This is a genomic window from Mesorhizobium sp. M6A.T.Cr.TU.017.01.1.1 (genome assembly GCF_004023115.1).
Classification (GTDB): Bacteria; Pseudomonadota; Alphaproteobacteria; order Rhizobiales; family Rhizobiaceae; genus Mesorhizobium; species Mesorhizobium mediterraneum.
The window spans coordinates 1-20,826 of sequence record NZ_RZTA01000117.1 but is presented as its reverse complement, the minus strand read 5'-3'; the positions used below and the strand labels follow the sequence as shown (position 1 = coordinate 20,826).

Here is a 20,826-nt window from a genome sequence, read left to right as displayed (position 1 = left end):
CCCCTCGAGGGGGAGGGGGACGTAGAGCCATGACCACCATCGCAGCAACCTCCGCCCCAGCGCGTCGCCGCAAACTGGTCGGCGCCGGCCGTCGGCAGTGGATCGGCCTGCTCTATGTCGCGCCGGCCGTCGCCCTTGTCGTCGTCTTTTTCATCGTCCCGCTCGGCATGACGGCGTGGATGTCGCTGCACAACTGGCCGCTGATGGGCGAGCACTCCTTCATTGGCCTCGATAATTACTGGGCGATCCTGCGCGATACCAGGTTCTGGAACGCGCTCAAATTCACCGGCTACTACACGGTGATCGTCACGATCGCGATCTTCGTCGTCGCCTTTCCGCTGGCGCTCTTCATCGAACGGCCGCGGCAGATGACCGGCTTCTACCGGACGTCCTTCTTCATGCCGGCCGTCATCGGTTTTGCCTCGGCCAGCCTGCTCTGGTCGTGGCTCTTGAATGTCGATTCCGGCCTGTTCAGCCCGGCCGCCTTCGAGCTCGGCCTGACCGAAAAGAAGGTCAATCTGCTGGCGACCTTCCAGCCGGCCTTCTGGTCGATCATCGCCATGGTCGTCTGGAAGGTGGCGGGCTTCACCATGATCATCCTGATGACCGGCCTGCAATCCATACCGCCGGATCTGCAGGAGGCGGCGATGATCGATGGGGCAGGGCCGCTGGCGCGGTTTCGCGCCATCACCCTGCCGCTGATGCGCCGCACGCTGGCGCTGGCGCTGATTCTGTCGGTTGCCGGCTCGGTGCTCGCCTTCGACCAGTTCTACATCATCCTTCGCGGTGGGCCGCGCAACCAGACGCTGACCGCCGTCTATTGGATTTTCAACCAGTCATTCGTGTCGTTCAAGCTCGGCTATGGCGCCGCCCTGTCGATGGTCCTGCTGGTCATCCTGGTCGCGCTCAGCCTCATCCAGCTGCGGCTGCTGCGCCAACCCGAGGGAATTGACTGATGGCGCAGGCACGCAGCCGCAAACGACGCATCGGCATGCAGATTGCCGAGCACTCGACGGGCACCGCCGCCTCGTTGCTGTTCCTCGCGCCGATCGTCTGGACGGTGCTTTCGGCGTTCAAGCCGGCGCAGGAGTCGCGCCAGCCGCCGCTGCCGCCCTGGCCGACGACGGGTTTTTCGGTCGAGAACTACGCCACGCTCAACACCTTCGGCGATGGGCTGTGGCTGCCGGCGCAAAACAGCATCTATGTCTCTGTCATGACGGTGGTGCTGTCGGTGATCGTCAGCGTGCTGGCCGGCTACGGTTTCTCGCGCTTCCGCTTTCCGCTGAAGAACCTGCTCTTCGTCGTCATCCTGTCGACGATCATGATCCCGTTCCAGTCGATCCTGACGCCGATCTTCCTGGTGCTGACCAAGATCGGCCTGCACAACACGCTGACGGGACTGGTCTGCGTCTATGTCACGCTGCAGCTGCCGTTCTCGATCTTCATGATGCGCAACGCCTTCGACGCGGTTCCGCGCGAGATCGAGGAAGCCGCCCGCATGGACGGCGCCAACAACGTCACCATGCTCTTGAGGGTGATGCTGCCGCTGGTCTGGCCGGGCATCGTCACCATAGCGCTGTTCGCATTCCTCGGCGCCTGGAACGAGTTTTTGGCAGCGCTCGTGCTGATGACCGACCAGTCCAAATTCACGCTGCCGATCATGATGACGGCGCTTCAGTCCGGCCGCTTCGGCGCCATCGACTGGGGCGCGGTGCAGGCCGGCGTCACCGTGATGATGGTGCCATGCCTGGTGCTCTTCCTGTTGCTGCAGCGCTTCTACATCCGCGGCCTCATGGCAGGGGCCATGAAGTGATCCCTATTCGAACGGAGTAAATTGATGACCGCATCGCAATCCGCTAAGCCGAAGCTCGCCTTCCGTCCGCTGCCGGTGCCACAGGTCGATATCAGGGGCTTTTGGGGCGACCGCGTCGATGCAGTCGCCACCAGGACCGCCGATATCCTCTATGACCGCTGCGTCGAGGCGCGCATGCTCGAGCAGATCGACCCGGACCGGCCATCGCCCGGCGTCGTCATTCCGTTCCACTCCCCATCGCCGGACGAGGCAGCCGCCGCCGGCAACGAGTTCACCGGCTCGACGGTGACGACGCAGATGTTCTGGGACTCCGATTGGGGCAAGACGATCGAGACCGCCGCCTATTCACTCTACCGCCGCCGCAATGACGATCTGGAGAAGAAGGTCGACGCCGTCATCGACATGTACGGAAAGCTGCAGCAGCCCGACGGTTATCTCTCCAGCTGGTACCAGCGCATCCAGCCCGGCTTGCGCTGGACCAATCTGCGCGATTGCCACGAGCTCTATTGCGCCGGCCATCTGATCGAAGGCGCGGTCGCCTACTACCAGGCCACGGGAAAACGCAAGCTGCTCGACATCATGTGCCGCTATGCCGACCACATCGCCGAGACGTTCGGTCCCGAGGCCGGCAAGAAGAAGGGCTATTGCGGCCACGAGGAGATCGAGCTGGCGCTGGTCAAGCTCGCGCGGGTCACCGGCGAGCAACGGTATATGGACCTCGCAAAGTACTTCATCGATCAGCGCGGCCTTGAGCCGCATTATTTCGACGAGGAGGCGCTGGCCCGCGGCGCGGACCCAAAAGCCTATCATTTCAAGACCTACGAATACAGCCAGTCGCACAAGCCGGTGCGCGATCAGGACAAGGTCGTCGGCCATGCGGTGCGGGCAATGTATCTCTATTCCGGCATGGCCGATATCGCGACCGAATATGGCGACGACACGCTGCGGGTGGCGCTCGACCGGCTGTGGGACGATCTCATGACCAAGAACCTCTACGTCACCGGCGGCCTCGGCCCATCGTCGCACAATGAGGGCTTTACATCAGACTACGACCTGCCCAATGAAACCGCCTATGCCGAGACCTGCGCTTCGGTCGGACTGGTGTTCTGGGCCAGCCGCATGCTCGGCATGGGCCCCGATGCCCGTTACGCCGACATGATGGAGAGGGCGCTCTACAACGGCTCGATCTCGGGCCTTTCGCTCGACGGCTCGCTGTTCTTCTACGAGAATCCGCTGGAAAGCCGGGGGAAGCACAACCGCTGGAAGTGGCATCGCTGCCCGTGCTGCCCGCCCAATATCGGGCGCATGGTGGCTTCGATCGGCAGCTATTTCTACAGCCTGTCGGACGACGCGCTGGCTGTCCACCTCTATGGAAATAGCACGGCTCGTTTCGATATCGCTGGCGGGCCGGTGACCTTGACCCAGACCAGCAATTATCCTTGGGACGGGGCAGTCTCGATCGCGATCGAGCCCGAGGCGCCGACCGAGTTCACCTTGCACCTGCGCCTGCCGGCCTGGTGCCGCAAGGCGGCGCTCAAGGTGAACGGGGAGGCAGTCGATCTGGATGATGTAACCAGCGACGGCTATGCCGCGATCCGCCGCGAGTGGCGCAAGGGCGATCAAGTCGAGCTCGGCCTCGAAATGGCGGCCGACCGGCTCTACGCCAACCCGCAGGTGCGCCAGGATATCGGCCGCGTCGCGCTAGCCCGCGGTCCGCTGATCTATTGCGTCGAGGAGACCGACAATGCCGGCCAGCTGCATCGCATCGCCTTGCCACGCACGGCAAACATCGAGGCGCGTGAGGAGCCGAACCTTCTGGGCGGCGTCGTGACACTCTCGGCAGTTGCCGAGAAAGAGGCCTCTGAAAACTGGGAAGACGGGCTCTATCGCACCGAACCGCCGGCAGTGGAGGAGACGAAAGTCAAAGCCGTTCCCTATTTCGCCTGGGACAACCGCGATCCCGGCGAGATGCTGGTTTGGCTGAGGAGTTCCTGATCCGCGACGCGGATCTTGAGCCGACGAAAGGCATTGTCTTGAATTTGCCGCCACTGCGCTAATTTAGAGGGGGAGAGTGGCGCCAGCCACTCGAATGGGTGGAGGCAGAGTTGGCGCTCGAAGATGTCGCGCGTCCGAGCGCCGGCGGTCGTTCTGTAGCCGTAGCCGTCGCGGCGGTGCCGCTCCTTTTCGTCGTCAGCGGGTTAGCCATTCGCTATGCGGCATTTGCTTCGGTATCGGACGAATCGGGTTTCGCGGCTTATGCCCGTGCGCTCTGCCGGTGGGATTGCGCCTGGTACATTGGCATCAGTGAACTAGGTTACGAACGCTTTCCTATTCCAAACCAAAGCAATGTCGGCCGCTGGGGCTTCTTTCCATTCTATCCGATGCTGGTGGCGGCGATCCGGATTGTTTTCCCTTTCCCGACGATACTGGTCGCCACCGTCACCTCCATTGTTTGCAGCTATGCCGCCTGCCTGGTGGCATGGCCGCTGCTGGAGAAGAACATGCGCGCCTACGTGCTGTATTGCGCCTTTCTGCTCAGCGGCCCGTTCTCTTTTCACTTCACGACGTTCCTGACCGAACCTCTTTTCGTGCTCCTGACCTCGTGCGTTTTTCTGGCGCTCAAGCGCTCCAGCTATCTGGCCGCGGGCGTTTTATCCGCGCTCCTGTCGGCGACGAGGCTGGTCGGGGTTCTCGTCGTATTTGCGACCGTCATTCAAATGCTCAGGGAGCACCGCGAGCACGGCGGATCGACGCTGTCCTTCCCGCGCTGGGTGCTTGGCCGGCCGGATCTGCTCGTCGCTATCCTCATCTCACCTGCCGGTTTGTTCGCTTACATCCTGTTTCTTTATCTTACGATCGGGGACGGCTTTGCGTTCTTGCATGTCCAGCGCGCATTTGGACGGGTAGCGGGCAATCCACTCGTCTTCTTATGGGACGGGCTCTCCGCCGTTCCGGCCACCGGCTGGCTGCCCACGGCGCAGCAATGGAGCGCGCTCGCCGCAATCGCCGGATTGGCGCTGTCGGCGGGCCTAGTGGCTCGCAGGCAATATGGCGCTGCGCTGTTCTGTGCGCTCTGCATCATCCTGCCATTGATCACCAACCTGGCCTCGATGGTCAGGTACGTCATTGGGCTTGCGCCTCTGACAATGTTGTTGGCCGTCCTGCTATCGGTGTCGAGGCTGACCTACCTAGCGGCTTTGGTTATTTTCCTGGGCGCCTGTTACTTCATGACTGCGGCGTGGATCGGGGGCTACCTTGCCCTGGTCTGACACGCTAGTGCCTTACAGACGCGCCGCCTGGCTCAGCGGCTACGCGTTCGCGGCGATTCTGGCCGGGTCCGAGATCGTCATCCTTGCGCTTGCTCTCAATCCGAACGTCAACGCCGACTATCGCGCCTATTACATCGATAAAACGACCACGTGCCTCAACCGCGATGCCGTCGGCAGCTACACACTTGGCGAGACGGTATCGTTCCGCAGCGACGGCGCCAAACGGGCAGCCAGCATGAAGGTCTGCGGCTGGTCGGGGTCGGCAGGCGACGGCACCCATTCGCTGGGCGAGACCTCGCGGCTTCGCCTGGAGATACCGCCGCTCGGTCACGGCTTGGCTGCCACGCTGCAAATGGCCGCCGTCATTCGGCCACCACAGATCACGCAGAGGGTGGTGATCTCGGTGAACGGGGTTCGGGCGCAGGCGGTGACGCTGTCTGGCAAAGAACCACGGATGGTTACGTTCATCATTCCACCGGCGGCTCTCGGCAAGACCGATACACTCGACATCGCCTTCGACTATCTCGACGGCATCCCGCAAACTCCGGCCGCCAGCAACATCTACAAGCGCTCCATCAAGCTGGTGTCGTTCCGGCTGGATGCTGTTGACACGGATTAGGTGGGGCGGTCGCCTTGCCGGCCGGATCTTCGCCGCGCAAAAACCCATCGGTCGAGCATGAGAAGATTGATCGCTGGAATAAGCAAGCAGGTAATCAGAACGGCAAAGATGGGCGACAGGCCGAGCTTCATGGTGAAAAGCGCCGGCACTGCGTAAGCCATGCCGAAGCCGGTCGCGGTCAGCAAGAGAAAACGCGCAGCTTCCGATCTGTGCGATCCGCTCGACATGAAAGTTACCGATTTGTGGGCGAGATAAGAAAACACGGCCGCCGCGGCGTAAGCCGCAAGCGACGCCTGGATGGGCGTGACGCCGATCCATTCCGATTTGATCAAGACGGTAGCCAGGACAGCATAAAGGATCGTCGCAGCGATGCCGACCAGCCCGAAGCGCGCCAGCAGCTTCAGCCCGGCACCGGCGGTCGAACGGCCCTTAGACATGCGCGCTGCACGCATACTGGGCCCCGAGCGGTAGAGGAGCAAGCAGGCGCTCGAGTCTTCTGGCGAAGGGCCTGGCCGAGGGCAGCAGCAGGAAATGCTCGGATCGGATATCCCGAAAACCCGTCTCCTGAAAGAGGGACCTTGCTTTGGCCGCGTTGAGCAGGACCGCGTCCTGGTCGAATGGACACCGCAACACCGCAAGACGCGTCAGCAGATTATAGGGATTGTGCTCGATGATGCAGGCGACGCCGCCCGGCCGCACGACGCGCCGCATTTCCCGGAAGAAATCGAGCCAGGAGACAGGCGGAACGTGATGGACGACGCAACTGGCGAAAGCCAGATCGAACGCGCCGTCCTCATAAGGCAGGCGCAGCGTGATGCACGCGTGATAGATCACACCTGGATTGTCCCGGCTGGCGCGCAGGATCGATTCCTCCGAGACGTCGCAGCCATCCAGGCTTTCGAACGCGCCTTCGAGATAAGGATGGAGCGAACCGACGCCGCAGCCGATATCCAGCGCCCGCACATTAGCCCCGCCCTGCCGAAGCCCTCGTTCGGCAACGAGACGCCGCAGCAGGTCGGCCTTGGCGATCAGAAAGAAGTCGTGCCTGAGGCCGGAAAACCGGATGGATCCTGCGACCGCCTCGCCATAATTTGATTTATAGCTGTCGAAGAGTTCGGCCATCAGCCGAGGCTCCATTCCTGGGTTTTCGAAGCGATCTTCGGCTCTCACCAAGAGGAGCGGCACGCATCGCCTTATCGAATCCGGTGACCCGATCGATCACGTAAAGCGGACGGCGTTTCACCTCGGCGTGGATACCGCCGACGTAAAGTCCGACCACGCCGGTCATGAAAAGATTGATGCCGCAAAGGAGCGACACGATCACCACGGTGGATGTCCAGCCGGCAATGATGCCGGTTTCAAAAATCCAGGCGAAGATGGCGTAAGCGCCGAACACTGCCGCAAGCGCGGAAATGGCCAATCCGCCCCACAGAGCCATGCGCAGCGGCTTCTCGGAGAAGCTGACGATGCCGTGAACGGCAAGGTGCATCATCTTCCAGAATGGGTATTTGGTCTGGCCCAGGGTCCGCGCCGGGCGTTCGAAAGGCACCGCCGTCTGCTTGAACCCCATCCAGGCGAACATGCCCCTGACGAAACGGTCGTGTTCGGGCATTTGCTTGAAGGTTTCCAGCGCCTTGCGGCCGACCAGGCGGAAATCGCCGACGTCGCGCGGGATGTCGACCGACGTCATTTTCTCCAGCAGGCGGTAGAAGAGACTCGCCGTAATGCGCTTGAACCAGGATTCGCCCTCACGCTTGACGCGGCGGGCATAGACGATCTCGAAACCTTCCTTCCACTTCGCCACCAGATCGAGAACCACCTCCGGCGGGTCTTGCAGGTCGGCATCCATGACGATGACTGCATCACCCGCAGCCGCGTCCATGCCGGCCGTGATCGCGATCTGGTGGCCGAAATTGCGGGAAAGCTCGATCAGCCGGAAGCGCGGCTCGACGGCGACCACGTTCCGAAGGTATTCGACGCTCCCATCAAGGCTTCCATCATCGACGAAGATCGCCTCAGCCTCTCCGTCCAACCGGCAGATCAGGGAGCTGATCCGCTCGATCAGTCGAGGCAGGACCTGCTCTTCATTGTATATGGGAAGGACCAACGAGTACCGTGGCGGCGACACGTTCACCGCAGTCCTGATGCTTTGGATCACAGAGTCTCGCATGCGGTTGAAAATGGAACGCAAGCTACAAAGTTCCCAAGGTACACAAGAAAATGCTAATTTAATGGTTCGGGTAGATGCCGATCATGCGTGGGAAAGGAGATAGGCGGCGTTACCGCGATCGACACGTCCGCATGTGATCGAGACACGACGTCAAAGGGGCTGTCGGCCGGTCCGAACCTGGCGCGAAGCAGTCTTTGAGGAACCTCTTCGGTCATGCCGCCTGAAGCCGATGTCCGCTGGCCGATCTATTCTGCTTGCCACTTCTGCCATTGCACAAGCCACATCGGAACAATAGATGGTGCGGAGCGGCCGCCACTTATGTCAGGCGGAAAAACAGGACTATGCGCATGACCGATACGCTGGACTCAGCGAAATTGACCGACCGCGTCGCGGCCCTGGTCGAAGCGGCCAAACGGGCCGGAGCCGACGCCGCAGACGCGGTTGCGGTGCGCGGCCGCTCGACTGGCGTGTCGGTGCGGCTTGGCAAGGTCGAGGGGACCGACGCGTCCGAGAGCGAGGATGTCTCGCTGCGCGTCTTCGTCGGCAAGCGGGTGGCGAGCGTCTCGGCGACCGCTGCCTCAGACCCGAAAGCGCTGGCCGAGCGCGCCGTGGCGATGGCCAAAGTGTCCCCTGAGGATCCCTATCAGGGCCTCGCCGATCCGGCCCTGCTGGTCGATAAGCCGCGCGACCTCGATTTGTTCGACGCGACGGAAGTTTCGGCCGACCAGTTGAAGGAAGCAGCGCTGGCCGCGGAAGCGGCCGCCCTTGCCGTCAAGGGCGTTACTAATTCGGCCGGCAGCGGCGCCAGTGCCGGGCTTGGCGGGTTGGTGCTCGCCACCTCGCACGGCTTTGTCGGCCACTATGTCGCGTCGCGCTTTTCGCGCTCGACCAGCGTCATCGCCGGCGAGGGCACCGGCATGGAGCGCGATTATGAATTCTCCTCGCGCCAGCATTATTCCGATCTCGACGCGCCTGAGGACATCGGCCGCAAGGCCGGCGAACGCGCCGCGCGGCGCATCGGCGCGCGCAAGGCGGCGACCGGCCCGGTCAATGTGGTGTTCGACCCGCGTGTCGCTCGCGGCATCGCCGGTCATCTCGCCGGCGCCATCAACGGCGCGTCCGTCGCGCGCAAGACCAGTTTTCTGCGCGACATGATGGGCAAGCAGGTGGCGGCGGCCGCGATCACCGTCACCGATGAGCCGCTGCGGCGCCGTGGCCAGGCGTCGCGTCCGTTTGACGGCGAAGGCATCGAGGGCGAAAGACTGCTCATGGTGGAGAAAGGCATTTTGAACCACTGGTTCCTGTCGACCTCGGTCGCGCGGGAATTGGGGCTGACCACCAACGGGCGCGGCTCACGCAACGGCTCCTCCGTCTCGCCATCGTCGACCAACCTCGCCATCGAGCCGGGCGAGCGGGCGCCCGAAGACCTCATCAAGTCGCTCAAATCAGGTTTTTACGTCACCGAAGTGTTCGGCCAGGGCGTCGATATGGTGACTGGCGAGTACAGCCGCGGCGCTTCCGGCTTCTGGATCGAGAATGGCGAGCTCGCCTATCCGGTTGCGGAAGTGACCATCGCCTCGAATTTGAAGACCATGTTCCTCAACATGGTTCCGGCGAGCGATCTCGATCGCAATTTCGGCACCGCCGCACCAACGCTGCTGATCGAAGGCATGACCCTTGCCGGAGCTTGACCAAGTCACCTCCGCCGATGCCCGCGAGGACTTGGCCCTGCTGCGCGACGCTGCCCGCGAGGCGGGCGTCATCGCCATGCGCTATTTCGGCAACAATCCGCAAGTGTGGATGAAGGGCGGCACCTCGCCGGTGAGCGAGGCCGATCACGCCGCCGACGCCTATCTGCGCGAGACCTTGCTTGCGGCACGTCCTGACTATGGCTGGCTCTCGGAGGAGACGGCCGACGATCCGGCAAGGCTTGCCGCCCGCCGCACCTTCGTCGTCGATCCAATCGACGGCACGCGCGGCTTTCTTGAAGGCCTTCGCACGTGGTGCGTCAGCGTCGCGGTGGTCGAGGACGGTCGCACGCTTGCCGGCGTGCTCGAATGTCCGGCCACGGAGGAGACCTATTGGGCGCTATCAGGTGAGGGGGCGTTCCTGAATGGCCGTCGCATTACCGTGCGCCGCCCGGCAGCGATGGTCGAAATCGGCGGGCCGAAGCCATTGGTCGGCCTGTTGCCGGCGGAATGGCAGGGCCGGCTGAACCGCGTGCCCTATATTCCCTCGCTCGCGTACCGGCTGGCGATGGTCGCCAATGGCATGCTCGACGCAACCTTCGTCAAACCCAACGCACATGACTGGGATATCGCCGCGGCGGACCTCATCTTGCGCGAGGCCGGCGGCGCATTGCTCGACCAGAAGGGCCGCGCACCGCGCTATGCCGGCGAAGTGATCAGCCACGGCGCCCTGGTTGCCGGCAGCGGCGAACTGCTCGCCGTCCTCTCCGGCATCATCGCCGGGCAGGACAGTTGAACATATCATCAATGGTTCCAAAGTCGGCGGCTTTGGTCTAGACCTGTCACAAACTCACGATATGTGAAGGACCGACATGACCGCGGAAGACGGAAAGAAGCAGCTTTTGCACCTGGTGTTCGGCGGCGAACTGAAGACGCTGGGCGGGACCGAATTCCGTGATCTCGACGCGCTCGACATCGTCGGCATCTATCCGGACTATCAATCCGCGCAGACGGCATGGAAGGCCAAGGCCCAGGCCAGCGTGGACAATGCTCATATGCGGTATTTCGTCGTTCACCTGCACCGGTTGCTCGACCCCGACACCAAGGCTGCCGATTGAAATCGATGGATCATGAAGCGGTGAAAGGATCGGCCACGAGGTCTGGAGTCAGGAGGCATCCTAGCGGCACCCCGCGGACATTCTGGCGCAAGATTCGCGAACCGCTGGCGCAATCGCGATTTGTCAAGAACGCCATCGCCAGCCTATTTGCGCAGTTCGTTCGTCTGATCCGCCTGACCAACCGCGTTGTCGACGGATCGGCGCAGATATCGGGTGGCGCTTACTCGCAATTCGAGCCGGGCATCATTGCGCTGTGGCACGGCCAGCATCTTCTGACCCCTGCCTACTACCCCAAGGGAAGGCCGCTGGTCGCCATGGTATCGCGCAGTGCCGATGCTGAGCTCAACGCGCTGATGATCGAGAAATTCGGTATCGAGGCGGTGCGCGGCTCGGGCGGACGCGAAGGCGCGAAGCATCTCGACAAGGGCGGCGCCAAGGCGCTGATTGCCCTGAAAAAGTCGCTCGCCACCGGCAAGAACGTCGCCATGATCGCTGATATTCCTCATGGCACGCCGCGCGACGCGGGGCTTGGCATCGTTCTCTTGGCGCGGCTCTCGGGCCGGCCGATCCTGCCCGCGGCAATCGCCACCAGCCGCCGTAAGGTGCTGGAGCGCAGCTGGGACAAGACCACGATCAATCTGCCGTTCGGCCGCTCGTCGATCGTCGTGGGAACGCCGGTGTTCGTTCCGGCCAATGCGGATGAGGCCGAAATGGAACGCAAGCGCCAGGAGGTCACGGCCGCGCTCAACGCCGCAACCGCCGAGGCCTATCGCCTCGTGGATGGCTCGAAATGAGCGGGCGCTGGGCGCGCACCTTCCTGACGGCGTATCGTTTCGCGGGCGCAGCCGCCTATCCGCTGATTGGTCCTTATGTTGCCTGGCGCACCTCCAGGGGCAAGGAGGACCGAATTCGCCGGCGCGAGCGCTATGGCATCGCCGGGCGCGAGCGTCCCGAAGGGCCGGTGATCTGGATCCATGCGGCGAGCGTCGGCGAGACCATCGCCGTCGTGCCGCTGGTCGAGAGCATCCTCGACTACGGCGTCAACATCGTGCTGACGACGGGCACTGTCACCTCCGCTCAGGTTGCCGACGAACGGCTCGGCGACCGCATCATCCACCAATATGTGCCGCTCGACCTCAAGCCGGCGGTCAGCCGCTTCCTCGACCATTGGCGGCCGGATCTGGCGATCATCGCCGAATCTGAGATCTGGCCGATGACCATCCTGGAGCTCGGCGCGCGCCGTGTGCCGCAAGTGTTGGTCAATGGCAGGCTGTCGGACCGTTCGTTCAAATCCTGGAAGAAGCGCGCCAACATCGCCGAGGCGCTGTTCGAGAATCTCGCCCATGTTGTCGCCCAGTCGGAAATCGACGGCGAGCGCTTCCTCTCGCTCGGCGCCCGGCCGGTCACCGTATCCGGCAATCTCAAGGTCGACACGACGCCGCCGCCGGCCGATGAAAGGGCGTTGTACACGCTGAAACGCCAGATCGGCGTCCGTCCGACCTGGGCGGCAATCTCGACCCATGACGGCGAGGAAGTGGTCGCCGCCGAGGTTCACGCGATGCTGCACAAGCGTCACCACGGTCTTTTGACGATCGTCGTGCCTCGCCATCCCGATCGCGCCGAAGCGCTTGCCGCGCAGATTTCCGGCATGGGCCTGAAAGTCGCTCGGCGCAGCAAGGGCGAAAGAATCACCGCCGACACGGACATTCTGCTTGGCGACACGATCGGCGAGATGGGGCTTTATCTCAGGCTGACGGAGATTGCCTTCGTCGGCCGTTCGCTCACCTCCGAGGGCGGCCAGAATCCGCTGGAGCCGGCCATGCTCGACACCGCGGTGCTGGCCGGCCGCAATGTCCAGAATTTTCGCGAGACCTATCAGCGCCTGCTCGACAGCGGCGGCGCCAAGTTGGTGCGCGACCGCGACATGCTGGCCGGCGCCGTCAATTTCCTTTTGAGCAACGAGGTGGCTCGCCACGAAATGATGGCAGCCGGTGCGGCGACCGTCGACGAGATGCGCGGCGCGCTGGCGCTCACGTTGAAGTCGCTTGAGCCCTATATTCAGCCGTTGGTCGTCAAGTCGCGCCTCAAGGGCGCCAACGGCCGCTAAGGTGGCCAGCGAAGCGCCACCCTTCTGGTGGGAAGAACCGGACTGGCGCGCGCTGGCGCTGACGCCGCTGTCCGCGATCTATGCCCTCATTGCCGGCCGCCGCATGCGCTCGGCGGCGCGCGAAAAGGTCGAGGCGCCGGTGCTGTGTGTCGGCAACTTTACCGTCGGCGGTACCGGCAAGACGCCGGTGGCGATCGCGCTCGCCGGACAGGCCAGGCGCATGCATCTCAATCCCGGCTTCCTGTCGCGCGGCCATGGCGGCTCCTTCGCGCAGCCGCATGTCGTCGATCCGCATCACGACGCCGCCAAGCATGTCGGCGACGAGCCGCTGCTTTTGGCCGAGCACGCGCCGGTCGCGGTCACGCCGAACCGGGCCGCCGGCGCGCGTCTTCTGCTGGAAAAGCATGGCTGTGATTTCCTGATCATGGATGACGGCTTCCAGAGCGCGCGCATCCATATCGATTACGCGCTGGTCGTCGTCGACGCGCGCTACGGCGTCGGCAACGGCCGCGTCATTCCTGGCGGTCCGCTCAGGGCTGGTATCGTCGACCAGCTGGTTTTCACCAGCGCGCTGCTGAAGATGGGCGAGGGCCTTGCTGCCGATGCGGTCGTCCGCCAGGCGGCGCGCGCCGGCCGGCCGATCTTCGAGGCGCGCACCCGGCCAAGCAGGACGGCGGGGCTGGTCGGCAAGCGATTTCTGGCCTTTGCCGGCATCGGTCATCCCGACAAATTCTTCGACACGGTCCGTGAGGCCGGCGGCCAAGTCGTGTTGACCCGGTCGTTTCCAGACCATCATTTCTATGGTGAGGACGAGCTTGCCGAACTGGCAACGACAGCGCGAGGTGCCGGACTTGCCCTCATCACCACCGCCAAGGACGCCGCCCGGCTGCGCCACGATGCTGCGCCTGCCGAGTTCCTCGGGCAGCTCGATGTGCTTGAAATCGACACCGTGTTCGATCCCGACCACGTGCCCGAACGCATCATCGACGAGACGCTGGATGCCTGGCGGCAGCGCAAGCTGAAGGGGTGACTTTGGAGCCGATCCGGAAGCTGGTTTAGCGCCGGCTGCGCAATTCGGGATGTGCCTCGATCTCGCGGCGCAGCGAGGCCGCAGCACTGACATAGGGCTCCTGCCTGGCGACGCTCCAGTATTTGAGCTCATCGAGCGGGATGCTTTCGCCGGTGACCGCGCAGCGCACGAAGGCGCCGGGGCTGGTCACCTGGAAGTCGCCGTCTAGGTAGCGGATACGGGCTTCCTTGCCGCCGGGGCCTTCGAAACGGTTCATCATGACATGGAGCCAAGGTTCATGACGATGTCATCGCCACAAATTGCCGGCAAGGTCAAGCTTGGAGCGAGACAAGGTTGGGTTTAGTCGGCTCCGTTTCGGACGACAACCAGCCGAGTAAGCCGGCAAAGTGGATGCCTGGCATCTTACTGCTCAGCTACGATGAAATCCTCGATCTTTTCCGCCGCCAGCCCGGCCTGGAGCGCGATGCGCCGGGCAAGCTCGGCAGCGGCGGCGCGCGGTCGCCCCATAGGCCGGTCGAGCCAGTAGGATATCGGACTGAGAACGATGCGGTCGTCGACGGCGACGATGCGGCCTGACTTCAGTTGATGCTCGGTCATCGGTGGCCGCGCCAGCGCGATGCCGAGGCCGTGAGTGGCAGCATCGAGCACCAGATTGTAATCCTCGAAGCGCCGGTCCTGCGGGCGCGGCCGATAGTCGATGTCCTGCGCGGCAAACCAGGCGCGCCAGGCCGAGGCGTCCGAATCGTTGATCAGCGGGAATTTGAGCAGCCGGGCAGGGTCGCCACGACCGATCTCCTTGGCGAGCTCCGGCGAGGCGACGGGGAAAACATGTTCCTCGAAAAGCTGCACCGAGACGCGGCCGGGGATGCGGCCGCGTCCGCAGCGAATCGACAGATCAATACCTTCGTCGGCGAGATCCGCCTGGCGGATATCGACGTCGAGCACGATGCGCAGCTTGGACGGGTTGTTTTCCAGCGCCGCCATGCGCGGCATCAGCCACAGCCCGCTGACCGAGGGGATCGAGGTCAGCCGCACCACGGCGGTGCCGCGCGGCTCGATCCAGCGGTCCGAATTGCTGGATATCAGCGCGAAGGCCTCAGTGGTGCGCAGATGCAGCCGGTTGCCTTCGATCGTCAGCGAAACGCCGCGCGCGCCGCGATCGAACACTTTCAGCCCGAGCCAGTCCTCGAGCTTGGCGATCTGCCGGCTGACGGCGCCATGGGTGAGGTTGAGTTTTTCGGCAGCGGCCGAAAAGCTGCCCGTCCGCGCCGCGGCGTCGAAGGCGCGCAGGGTTTCAAGCGGCAGCATCGCGTCTGAGCTGTGATCCATAATCACAGCTGACTCTCGATTTGGTCGTTTGTCAACCGGTCAGGAAAGGCGTTTTGTGTGTTTGAGCATATGAAACGCGAGAGAAATGAAATGAGCGCCTATACCGGAACGTTGAATTCGACACAGCGGATGGACACCACGGCAGCCATTGCGGTGGCGCTGACGGTGGTCGGTTGGGCGTCCGCCTTCCCGGCGATCCGCGCCGGCCTCGCCGCCTTCGGGCCGCTGGAACTCGGCGCGCTGCGCTTTGCCATCGCGGCGGTGCCAGCGGCGATCTTCCTCGCCGTCAAGCGGCCGGCGCTGCCAAAGCTCGACGAATTATGGCGCTTTGTCTTCGGCGGCGCCGTCTTCGTCGCGCTCTACACGGCAATGCTCAATTTCGGCGAACTGACCGTTTCGGCGGGTGCTGCCGGCTTCATCATCAATGTCAGCCCGATCTTCACCGCCATCATGGCGATGGCGCTGCTCGGCGAACGCTTCTCAGGCCTGGCCTGGGCAGGCACAGCCATCTCCTTCGCCGGCATCGGCATCATTGCCATGGGCGAGGGGCAGGGCCTGCATTTCAACACCGGCGCGCTGCTCGTGCTGGGTTCAGCGCTGTGCTCGGCCGTCAACACCATCGTCCAGAAGCCACTGTTTGCCCGCCACCACCCGCTGACCATTGCCGCCTCCAACATGGTGCTCGGCGCGCTCTGCCTGGCGCCGTTCCTGCCAAGCGGCCTCGCGCAGGCGGCAGTTGCCGATACCGCCGGGCTTAGCGCCGTCATCTTTCTCGGCATCGTGCCGAGCCTCATCGCCTACGCCGCCTGGGCAACAGCACTTTCCCGGCTGCCGGCGGCGCGTGCCTCGAACTTCCTCTATCTGGTTTCGCCGGTGGCGACGCTGATCGGCTTCTTCTGGCTGGGCGAGGTACCAACACTGCTCGGCATTTTCGGTGGAGCGCTGGCGCTTGGCGGCGTGATCGTGGTGAATTTGAAGAGGTGATTACATCAAATGCTTGACCGCCGACCACACATGGCAGCTAATCCTGATTAGGAATGGGGCGCCAGCAGTGAGCTTAGAATGCCCAAGACGTTTTTTCGGGATGCGTCAACGTTTCGCCCAATAGCGGCCGGTTACGGTAGCTGTATCGCGTCAGATCGCATTACCGTAGATGGCGCTCTAGTCGGCTATCTGTATCGTGAAACACCAGACGGTCCAATTGATAGCGGCTGGCGATTTTTTTCTGGTGACGAATCTGACGAATATGTCAACAATCCAAATAACTTAAGCCTATTCGACGTTAACACAATTGCGAACTACGACCCGCTCATTACCACTTGTCTAGAGGCGCCTTGCGGAAGTGCCTTTTTTCGAAGTGAGGGGAAGTTTGTCTATGAGAAGTTCGCCTCCCAAAATGAGGCCTAGAGCCGTCCATTTGGGGGAGGCCGCTCAATGCAGTCCCCCCTTCACCGCCTCCCGAACAGCCGCTCGATATCAGCGAGCTTGAGCTCGACATAGGTCGGGCGGCCATGGTTGCAGGTGCCGGAGCCCGGCGTCGCCTCCATTTGGCGCAGCAGCGCGTTCATCTCCTCGGGCTTGAGCAGGCGGCCGGAACGCACCGAGCCGTGGCAGGCCATGGTCGCGGCGATCCTGTCCAGCCGTTCCTTCAGCGTATCGACCGTGTCGTTGTCGGCGATCTCGTCGGCAAGGTCGCGCACCAGCTGCTGGACGTTGGTTTCGCCGAGCATCGACGGCGTCTCGCGCACGGCGACCGCACCCGGGCCGAAGCGCTCGACGGCGAGGCCGAAGCGGGCCAGCGTTTCGGAATGCATGGCGAGCCGCTCGGCATCCTCTTCCGGCAGGTCGACGATCTCCGGCAGCAACAGCATCTGCGACGGCACGGCGCGCGCATGCAGCGCGTTCTTCAGCGCCTCGTAGACCAGCCGCTCATGCGCTGCATGCTGGTCGACGATGACAAGCGAATCCCTGGTCTGCGCGACGATGTAGTTCTCGTGCACCTGGGCGCGTGCGGCACCCAGCACCGTGCCAAGCAGCGTCTCCGCCGTCTCAGTCTGTCCGGCACGCGCGTCGGCGCTGTGAAGCGGGCCGGCGTCGAACGCCGCTTGATCGTTTTCGCCGAAGCCGCCATTTCCTGGTTCGGTATTTTCAAACCCCATGTCCAGCGGCCGTTGCGGCGAGCGGGCCGGGTCGAAACCGGCGGAGCCGGAGGCACGGTAGGCCGCCTCGTAGCTGCGGTGGCCGTTGGCCGGTCCTGAATGGGCGTAGGACGCCGCGCCCGGCCGGAATGCCGCCATCATGCCGGCTGCCCCTGAAGTGGCGGCACGGATGCCGGCATTGGCCAATGCTTCGCGGATGGCGCCGACGATCAGCCCGCGCACCAATCCCGGATCGCGGAAGCGTACGTCGGCCTTGGCCGGATGGACATTGACGTCGACGATGGCCGGATCGAGCGTCAGGAACAGCACAGTCACCGCATGGCGATCGCGCGGCAGCACGTCGGCGAAGGCGCCACGGATGGCGCCGGCGATCAATTTATCGCGCACCGGCCGGCCATTGACATAGGCATATTGCTGCAGCGCGTTGGCACGGCTGAAGGACGGGATCGAGACGTGACCGGCCAGATGCACGCCATCGCGCACGGCGTCGATGGCGATGGCATTCTCCGGAAAGTCGGCGCCCATCACTTGCGCGACGCGGCGCAGCCGGCCTTCCGGGCTGTCGTCGGTCGCCGGCAGCTCCAGTGTCGAGCGGTCGGAACCGGCCAGCGTGAAGCGTACAGCGGGGAAGGCGATGGCGATGCGCTTGATCACGTCGCTGGTCGCCGAGCTTTCGGCGCGCTCGCCCTTCATGAATTTGAGCCGCGCCGGCGTGGCGAAGAACAGGTCGCGCACCTCGACCGTGGTGCCACGATTGGCGGCCGCCGGCTTGACGGCGGACACGCGGCCACCCTCGATGCCGATCTCGGCGGCGGTGTCGCCGTTGGCCGTGCGCGAGCGGATCGACAGCCGCGCCACCGAGCCGATCGACGGCAGCGCCTCGCCGCGAAAACCGAGCGAGCGGATGTCGTGGATGTTGTCGGCGAGTTTCGATGTGCAATGGCGCGCGATCGCCAGCGCCAGTTCCTTTTCCGGGATGCCCGAGCCGTCGTCGGTGACGCGGATCAGGTTGAGCCCGCCGCCGGCGGTGACGATCTCGACTCTGGCAGCGCCCGCGTCTAGCGCGTTCTCGACCAGTTCCTTGACCACGCTTGCCGGACGCTCGATGACTTCGCCGGCGGCGATCTGGTTGATCATCGTTTCGGAGAGCTGGCGAATGGGCATGAGGGCACTATAGGCGGATTCGCGGCCCATACGGGAGAGGTAGAATTAAGGAATCCGCGGCTTACCGCGAACGGACCGCGCTCTTCACGTCATGAGCCTGGGCAATCCAGCCGCCAGCGCGTCGACGGCAAGACGGACCTTCAGCGGCAAGTGAGGCGTCTGCAGCCATAGCGCATAGGCGTCGTAAAGAAATCCCGGCTGTTCCGGCAGCAGCGGGACAAGTGCGCCGGCCTGAATGCGCTCACGAACCAGCCAGTATGGCAGCCAGGCAAGCCCCATGCCGGCGGCCGCGACATCGGCGATCGCATCGAGGTCGTCGAGCCGCAAGCGGCTGACCGGCATGACCTCCAGCGCAGGCTGGCCATTGCGCGGAAACAGCCATGGTTGAACGACACGGCCCGAACGGCGGTAGATGATGGCCTGGTGGCTGCCGAGATCCCCTATCTGCTGTGGCCACCCGTGCATCTCCAGATAGGATGGCGACGCGCAGACGACCATGCGCTGTCGCGCGATGCGACGCGCCATCACGCCGGCCTGGTCTTCCAGATTGCCGGTCCGGATGGCAAGATCGCAGCCATCCTCTGCAAGATCGGCGAGGGGGTCGCTGAACGACAGGTCGAGTTCGAGCGAGGGATATTGCTGCGCCAGTTCCAGCAGGATCGGAGCAACGCAGCGCCGGCCGAAATGCACCGGCATGATAACGCGCAGCTTTCCGCGTGGTTCGGAAAGTTGATCGGCCGCGAGCGCATCCGCGGCCTCGGCTTCAGCGATTACCATTCGGCAACGCTCATAATAGGCGCGCCCGAAGTCTGTCAGGCTCTGGCGGCGAGTGGTCCGGTTGATGAGGCGCACGCCCAGACGCTCCTCGAGAAACCGAACATGCTTGCCGACCATCGGTCCGGACAGATCCAGAGCGGCAGCGGTCGCCGCGAACGAGCCCAGATCGACGGTTTTGACGAACACGGCCATGCTCGTAAGGCGATCCATATTCAAAACTCCCAGTTTCTACTGTTCTGTTCAAGCGGCTATTTATCTGCCAGACGGCCGCTGGCATAGCCTATTCGGTTCAAATACTTTGGAGTTATGACCGGATGGCACGTGTTGTTCGTTTTCATGAGCATGGTGGTCCCCAGGTTCTGCGCATCGAGAATGTCGATATTCCTGGGCCAGGTCGGGGCGAGATCCAGATCCGGGTCAAGGCGTTGGGGCTCAACCGGGCCGAGGCGCTGCTGCGTTCGGGCACTTATATCCAGACGCCGCCATTGCCTTCCGGTCTTGGCCTTGAGGCAGCGGGTGTCGTCGAAGCGGTCGGCGAAGGCGTGCACGGTTTTGCGCCAGGTGACGCCGTCAGCGTCGTGCCGCCACAATCGATGTCCTGCTGGCCCGCCTATGGCGAGATTGCCACATATCCCGCCAATCTCGTGGTCAAGCACCCGCCGTCGCTCAACTGGGAAGAGGCGGCGGCCGTCTGGATGCAATATCTCACCGCCTATGGCGCATTGATCGACATTGCCAAGCTCGGCAGGGATGATTTTGGCGTCATCACCGCAGCATCGAGCAGTGTCGGACTTGCAGCGATCCAGATCGCCAACATGGTTGGTGCGACCCCGATCGCGGTCACGCGGTCATCTGCCAAGAAGCAGGCCTTGCTCGAGTTCGGCGCAGCCCACGTCATCGCTTCAGCGGACGAAGACCTGGAGGCCCGGCTGAAGGAAATCGCCGGCCCGGACAACATCCAAGTGGTGCTCGACGCGGTCGGCGGCCCGATATTCGAGCCGCTGACGGCGGCGATGGCACGCGGCGGCATTCTCATCGAATATGGCGGCTTGAGCCTCGAGCCGACGCCGTTCCCGCTGTTCGCCGTGCTGGCCAAGACGCTGACGCTGCGCGGCTATCTCGTCCACGAAATCACTGGCGATCCGGCGAAGTTGGAGGCTGCCAAGGCGTTCATCCTCGACGGATTGATGTCGGGAGCGCTAAAGCCGGTAATCTCCAGGACCTTTCCGTTCGACCAGATCGTCGAGGCGCATCGCTTTCTCGAATCGAACGAACAATTCGGCAAGATTGTCGTGACGGTTTGACCGGGCACTATCGGGATGGCCTCATGCCTGCGCGGCCAGCCAGTCCCGAACCTTGCGGGCATTGTCGCTGAGTTCGCGGTTCTTCGGCCAGATGATGTGGAAGCGCGTGCCGGTTCTCATCACATGGCTGGTGGCGCTCACCAGCAGGCCCGATGCCAGCAGTCGCTCGGCCAGATGCCGCCAGCCGAGCGCGATGCCTTGCCCCTCCATGACCGCCTGAATCACCAGCGCATAGTCGTTGATGCGCAAGCCTCGCCCGGCGTCGGCCTCCTTCAGGCT

The 20,826-nt window shown here is 63.5% G+C and carries 22 protein-coding genes; 14 read left to right on the top strand and 8 right to left on the bottom strand.

What is annotated here, in order from left to right:
* The first annotated feature begins 29 nt into the window (after positions 1-29).
* From EOB36_RS27755 to EOB36_RS27735, 5 genes are all read left to right on the top strand, one after another.
* Positions 30-956, top strand: coding sequence for a sugar ABC transporter permease (locus EOB36_RS27755; RefSeq protein ID WP_128286137.1), 927 nt, complete (start codon positions 30-32; stop codon positions 954-956).
* The gene (locus EOB36_RS27750) at positions 956-1,813 is read left to right on the top strand and encodes a carbohydrate ABC transporter permease (RefSeq protein ID WP_128286136.1); all 858 of its coding nucleotides are present in this window, start codon (positions 956-958) and stop codon (positions 1,811-1,813) included. The genes EOB36_RS27755 and EOB36_RS27750 overlap by 1 nt, the downstream gene beginning before the upstream one ends.
* 24 nt (positions 1,814-1,837) lie before the next feature.
* Positions 1,838-3,808 carry a glycoside hydrolase family 127 protein gene (locus tag EOB36_RS27745; RefSeq protein WP_095485655.1) on the top strand — a complete coding sequence of 657 codons (1,971 nt, stop codon included), beginning with the start codon at positions 1,838-1,840 and terminating at the stop codon, positions 3,806-3,808.
* Positions 3,809-3,918: 110 nt separating this feature from the next.
* On the top strand, positions 3,919-5,082 hold the full coding sequence (locus tag EOB36_RS27740) for a hypothetical protein (protein ID WP_128286135.1): 1,164 nt from the start codon (positions 3,919-3,921) through the stop codon (positions 5,080-5,082).
* Between the two features lie 7 nt (positions 5,083-5,089).
* On the top strand, positions 5,090-5,701 hold the full coding sequence (locus tag EOB36_RS27735; protein ID WP_245329877.1) for a hypothetical protein: 612 nt from the start codon (positions 5,090-5,092) through the stop codon (positions 5,699-5,701).
* Here the strand turns inward: EOB36_RS27735 and EOB36_RS27730 are convergent.
* The 3 genes from EOB36_RS27730 to EOB36_RS27720 are packed head-to-tail and all read right to left on the bottom strand — an operon-like array spanning position 5,698 to position 7,871.
* Positions 5,698-6,138 (bottom strand): GtrA family protein, encoded by a 441-nt coding sequence (locus EOB36_RS27730; protein WP_245329878.1) that lies wholly within the window; start codon positions 6,136-6,138, stop codon positions 5,698-5,700. The two genes, EOB36_RS27735 and EOB36_RS27730, sit on opposite strands and share 4 nt — an antisense overlap.
* Positions 6,131-6,823, bottom strand: coding sequence for a class I SAM-dependent methyltransferase (locus EOB36_RS27725; protein WP_095485658.1), 693 nt, complete (start codon positions 6,821-6,823; stop codon positions 6,131-6,133). The genes EOB36_RS27730 and EOB36_RS27725 overlap by 8 nt, the downstream gene beginning before the upstream one ends.
* A complete protein-coding gene (locus EOB36_RS27720) occupies positions 6,798-7,871 on the bottom strand; it encodes a glycosyltransferase family 2 protein (RefSeq protein ID WP_095485833.1) in 1,074 nt (357 codons plus the stop codon). Before EOB36_RS27720 ends, EOB36_RS27725 begins: the two co-directional genes overlap by 26 nt.
* 347 nt (positions 7,872-8,218) lie before the next feature.
* Here EOB36_RS27720 and EOB36_RS27715 point away from each other — a divergent pair, with 347 nt between their 5' ends.
* From EOB36_RS27715 to lpxK, 6 genes are all read left to right on the top strand, one after another.
* Positions 8,219-9,562: a TldD/PmbA family protein gene (locus EOB36_RS27715; RefSeq protein WP_095485659.1), complete on the top strand. Its 1,344-nt coding sequence runs from the start codon at positions 8,219-8,221 to the stop codon at positions 9,560-9,562.
* Complete coding sequence (locus EOB36_RS27710; protein ID WP_095485660.1) at positions 9,549-10,355, top strand: 3'(2'),5'-bisphosphate nucleotidase CysQ; 807 nt, start codon at positions 9,549-9,551, stop codon at positions 10,353-10,355. Before EOB36_RS27715 ends, EOB36_RS27710 begins: the two co-directional genes overlap by 14 nt.
* A 76-nt stretch (positions 10,356-10,431) precedes the next feature.
* Positions 10,432-10,677, top strand: a complete 246-nt coding sequence (locus EOB36_RS27705; protein WP_095485661.1) for a DUF4170 domain-containing protein — start codon at positions 10,432-10,434, stop codon at positions 10,675-10,677.
* A gap of 5 nt (positions 10,678-10,682) precedes the next feature.
* Entirely contained in the window at positions 10,683-11,471 is a 789-nt protein-coding gene (locus tag EOB36_RS27700) for a lysophospholipid acyltransferase family protein (protein WP_095485662.1), read from the top strand.
* Positions 11,468-12,784, top strand: a complete 1,317-nt coding sequence (gene waaA / locus EOB36_RS27695; RefSeq protein ID WP_095485663.1) for a lipid IV(A) 3-deoxy-D-manno-octulosonic acid transferase — start codon at positions 11,468-11,470, stop codon at positions 12,782-12,784. The genes EOB36_RS27700 and waaA overlap by 4 nt, the downstream gene beginning before the upstream one ends.
* Position 12,785: 1 nt before the next feature.
* Entirely contained in the window at positions 12,786-13,814 is a 1,029-nt protein-coding gene (gene lpxK / locus EOB36_RS27690) for a tetraacyldisaccharide 4'-kinase (RefSeq protein ID WP_126106990.1), read from the top strand.
* 25 nt (positions 13,815-13,839) lie between these two features.
* On the opposite strand, the gene EOB36_RS27685 is transcribed toward lpxK, so the two are convergent.
* Both EOB36_RS27685 and EOB36_RS27680 read right to left on the bottom strand, forming a co-directional pair.
* Entirely contained in the window at positions 13,840-14,073 is a 234-nt protein-coding gene (locus EOB36_RS27685; RefSeq protein ID WP_027153867.1) for a DUF2093 domain-containing protein, read from the bottom strand.
* 143 nt (positions 14,074-14,216) lie between these two features.
* Positions 14,217-15,143: a LysR substrate-binding domain-containing protein gene (locus EOB36_RS27680; protein ID WP_126106989.1), complete on the bottom strand. Its 927-nt coding sequence runs from the start codon at positions 15,141-15,143 to the stop codon at positions 14,217-14,219.
* 90 nt (positions 15,144-15,233) lie between these two features.
* Here EOB36_RS27680 and EOB36_RS27675 point away from each other — a divergent pair, with 90 nt between their 5' ends.
* Positions 15,234-16,127: a DMT family transporter gene (locus EOB36_RS27675; protein ID WP_126106988.1), complete on the top strand. Its 894-nt coding sequence runs from the start codon at positions 15,234-15,236 to the stop codon at positions 16,125-16,127.
* A 78-nt stretch (positions 16,128-16,205) separates the two neighbouring features.
* Positions 16,206-16,550 carry a DUF2185 domain-containing protein gene (locus tag EOB36_RS27670; protein ID WP_126106987.1) on the top strand — a complete coding sequence of 115 codons (345 nt, stop codon included), beginning with the start codon at positions 16,206-16,208 and terminating at the stop codon, positions 16,548-16,550.
* A gap of 41 nt (positions 16,551-16,591) precedes the next feature.
* Here EOB36_RS27670 and mutL read toward each other — a convergent pair whose 3' ends face one another.
* Both mutL and EOB36_RS27660 read right to left on the bottom strand, forming a co-directional pair.
* Complete coding sequence (gene mutL, locus EOB36_RS27665; protein ID WP_128286134.1) at positions 16,592-18,466, bottom strand: DNA mismatch repair endonuclease MutL; 1,875 nt, start codon at positions 18,464-18,466, stop codon at positions 16,592-16,594.
* An 84-nt stretch (positions 18,467-18,550) separates the two neighbouring features.
* Entirely contained in the window at positions 18,551-19,453 is a 903-nt protein-coding gene (locus tag EOB36_RS27660; RefSeq protein ID WP_127204363.1) for a LysR family transcriptional regulator, read from the bottom strand.
* Between the two features lie 104 nt (positions 19,454-19,557).
* Between EOB36_RS27660 and EOB36_RS27655 the strand changes: the two genes are divergently transcribed.
* A complete protein-coding gene (locus tag EOB36_RS27655; RefSeq protein ID WP_128286133.1) occupies positions 19,558-20,547 on the top strand; it encodes a zinc-dependent alcohol dehydrogenase family protein in 990 nt (329 codons plus the stop codon).
* A 21-nt stretch (positions 20,548-20,568) separates the two neighbouring features.
* Here the strand turns inward: EOB36_RS27655 and EOB36_RS27650 are convergent.
* Positions 20,569-20,826, bottom strand: a 258-nt coding sequence (locus tag EOB36_RS27650; RefSeq protein ID WP_245467911.1) for a LysR substrate-binding domain-containing protein, incomplete at its 5' end; no start/stop codon positions are given.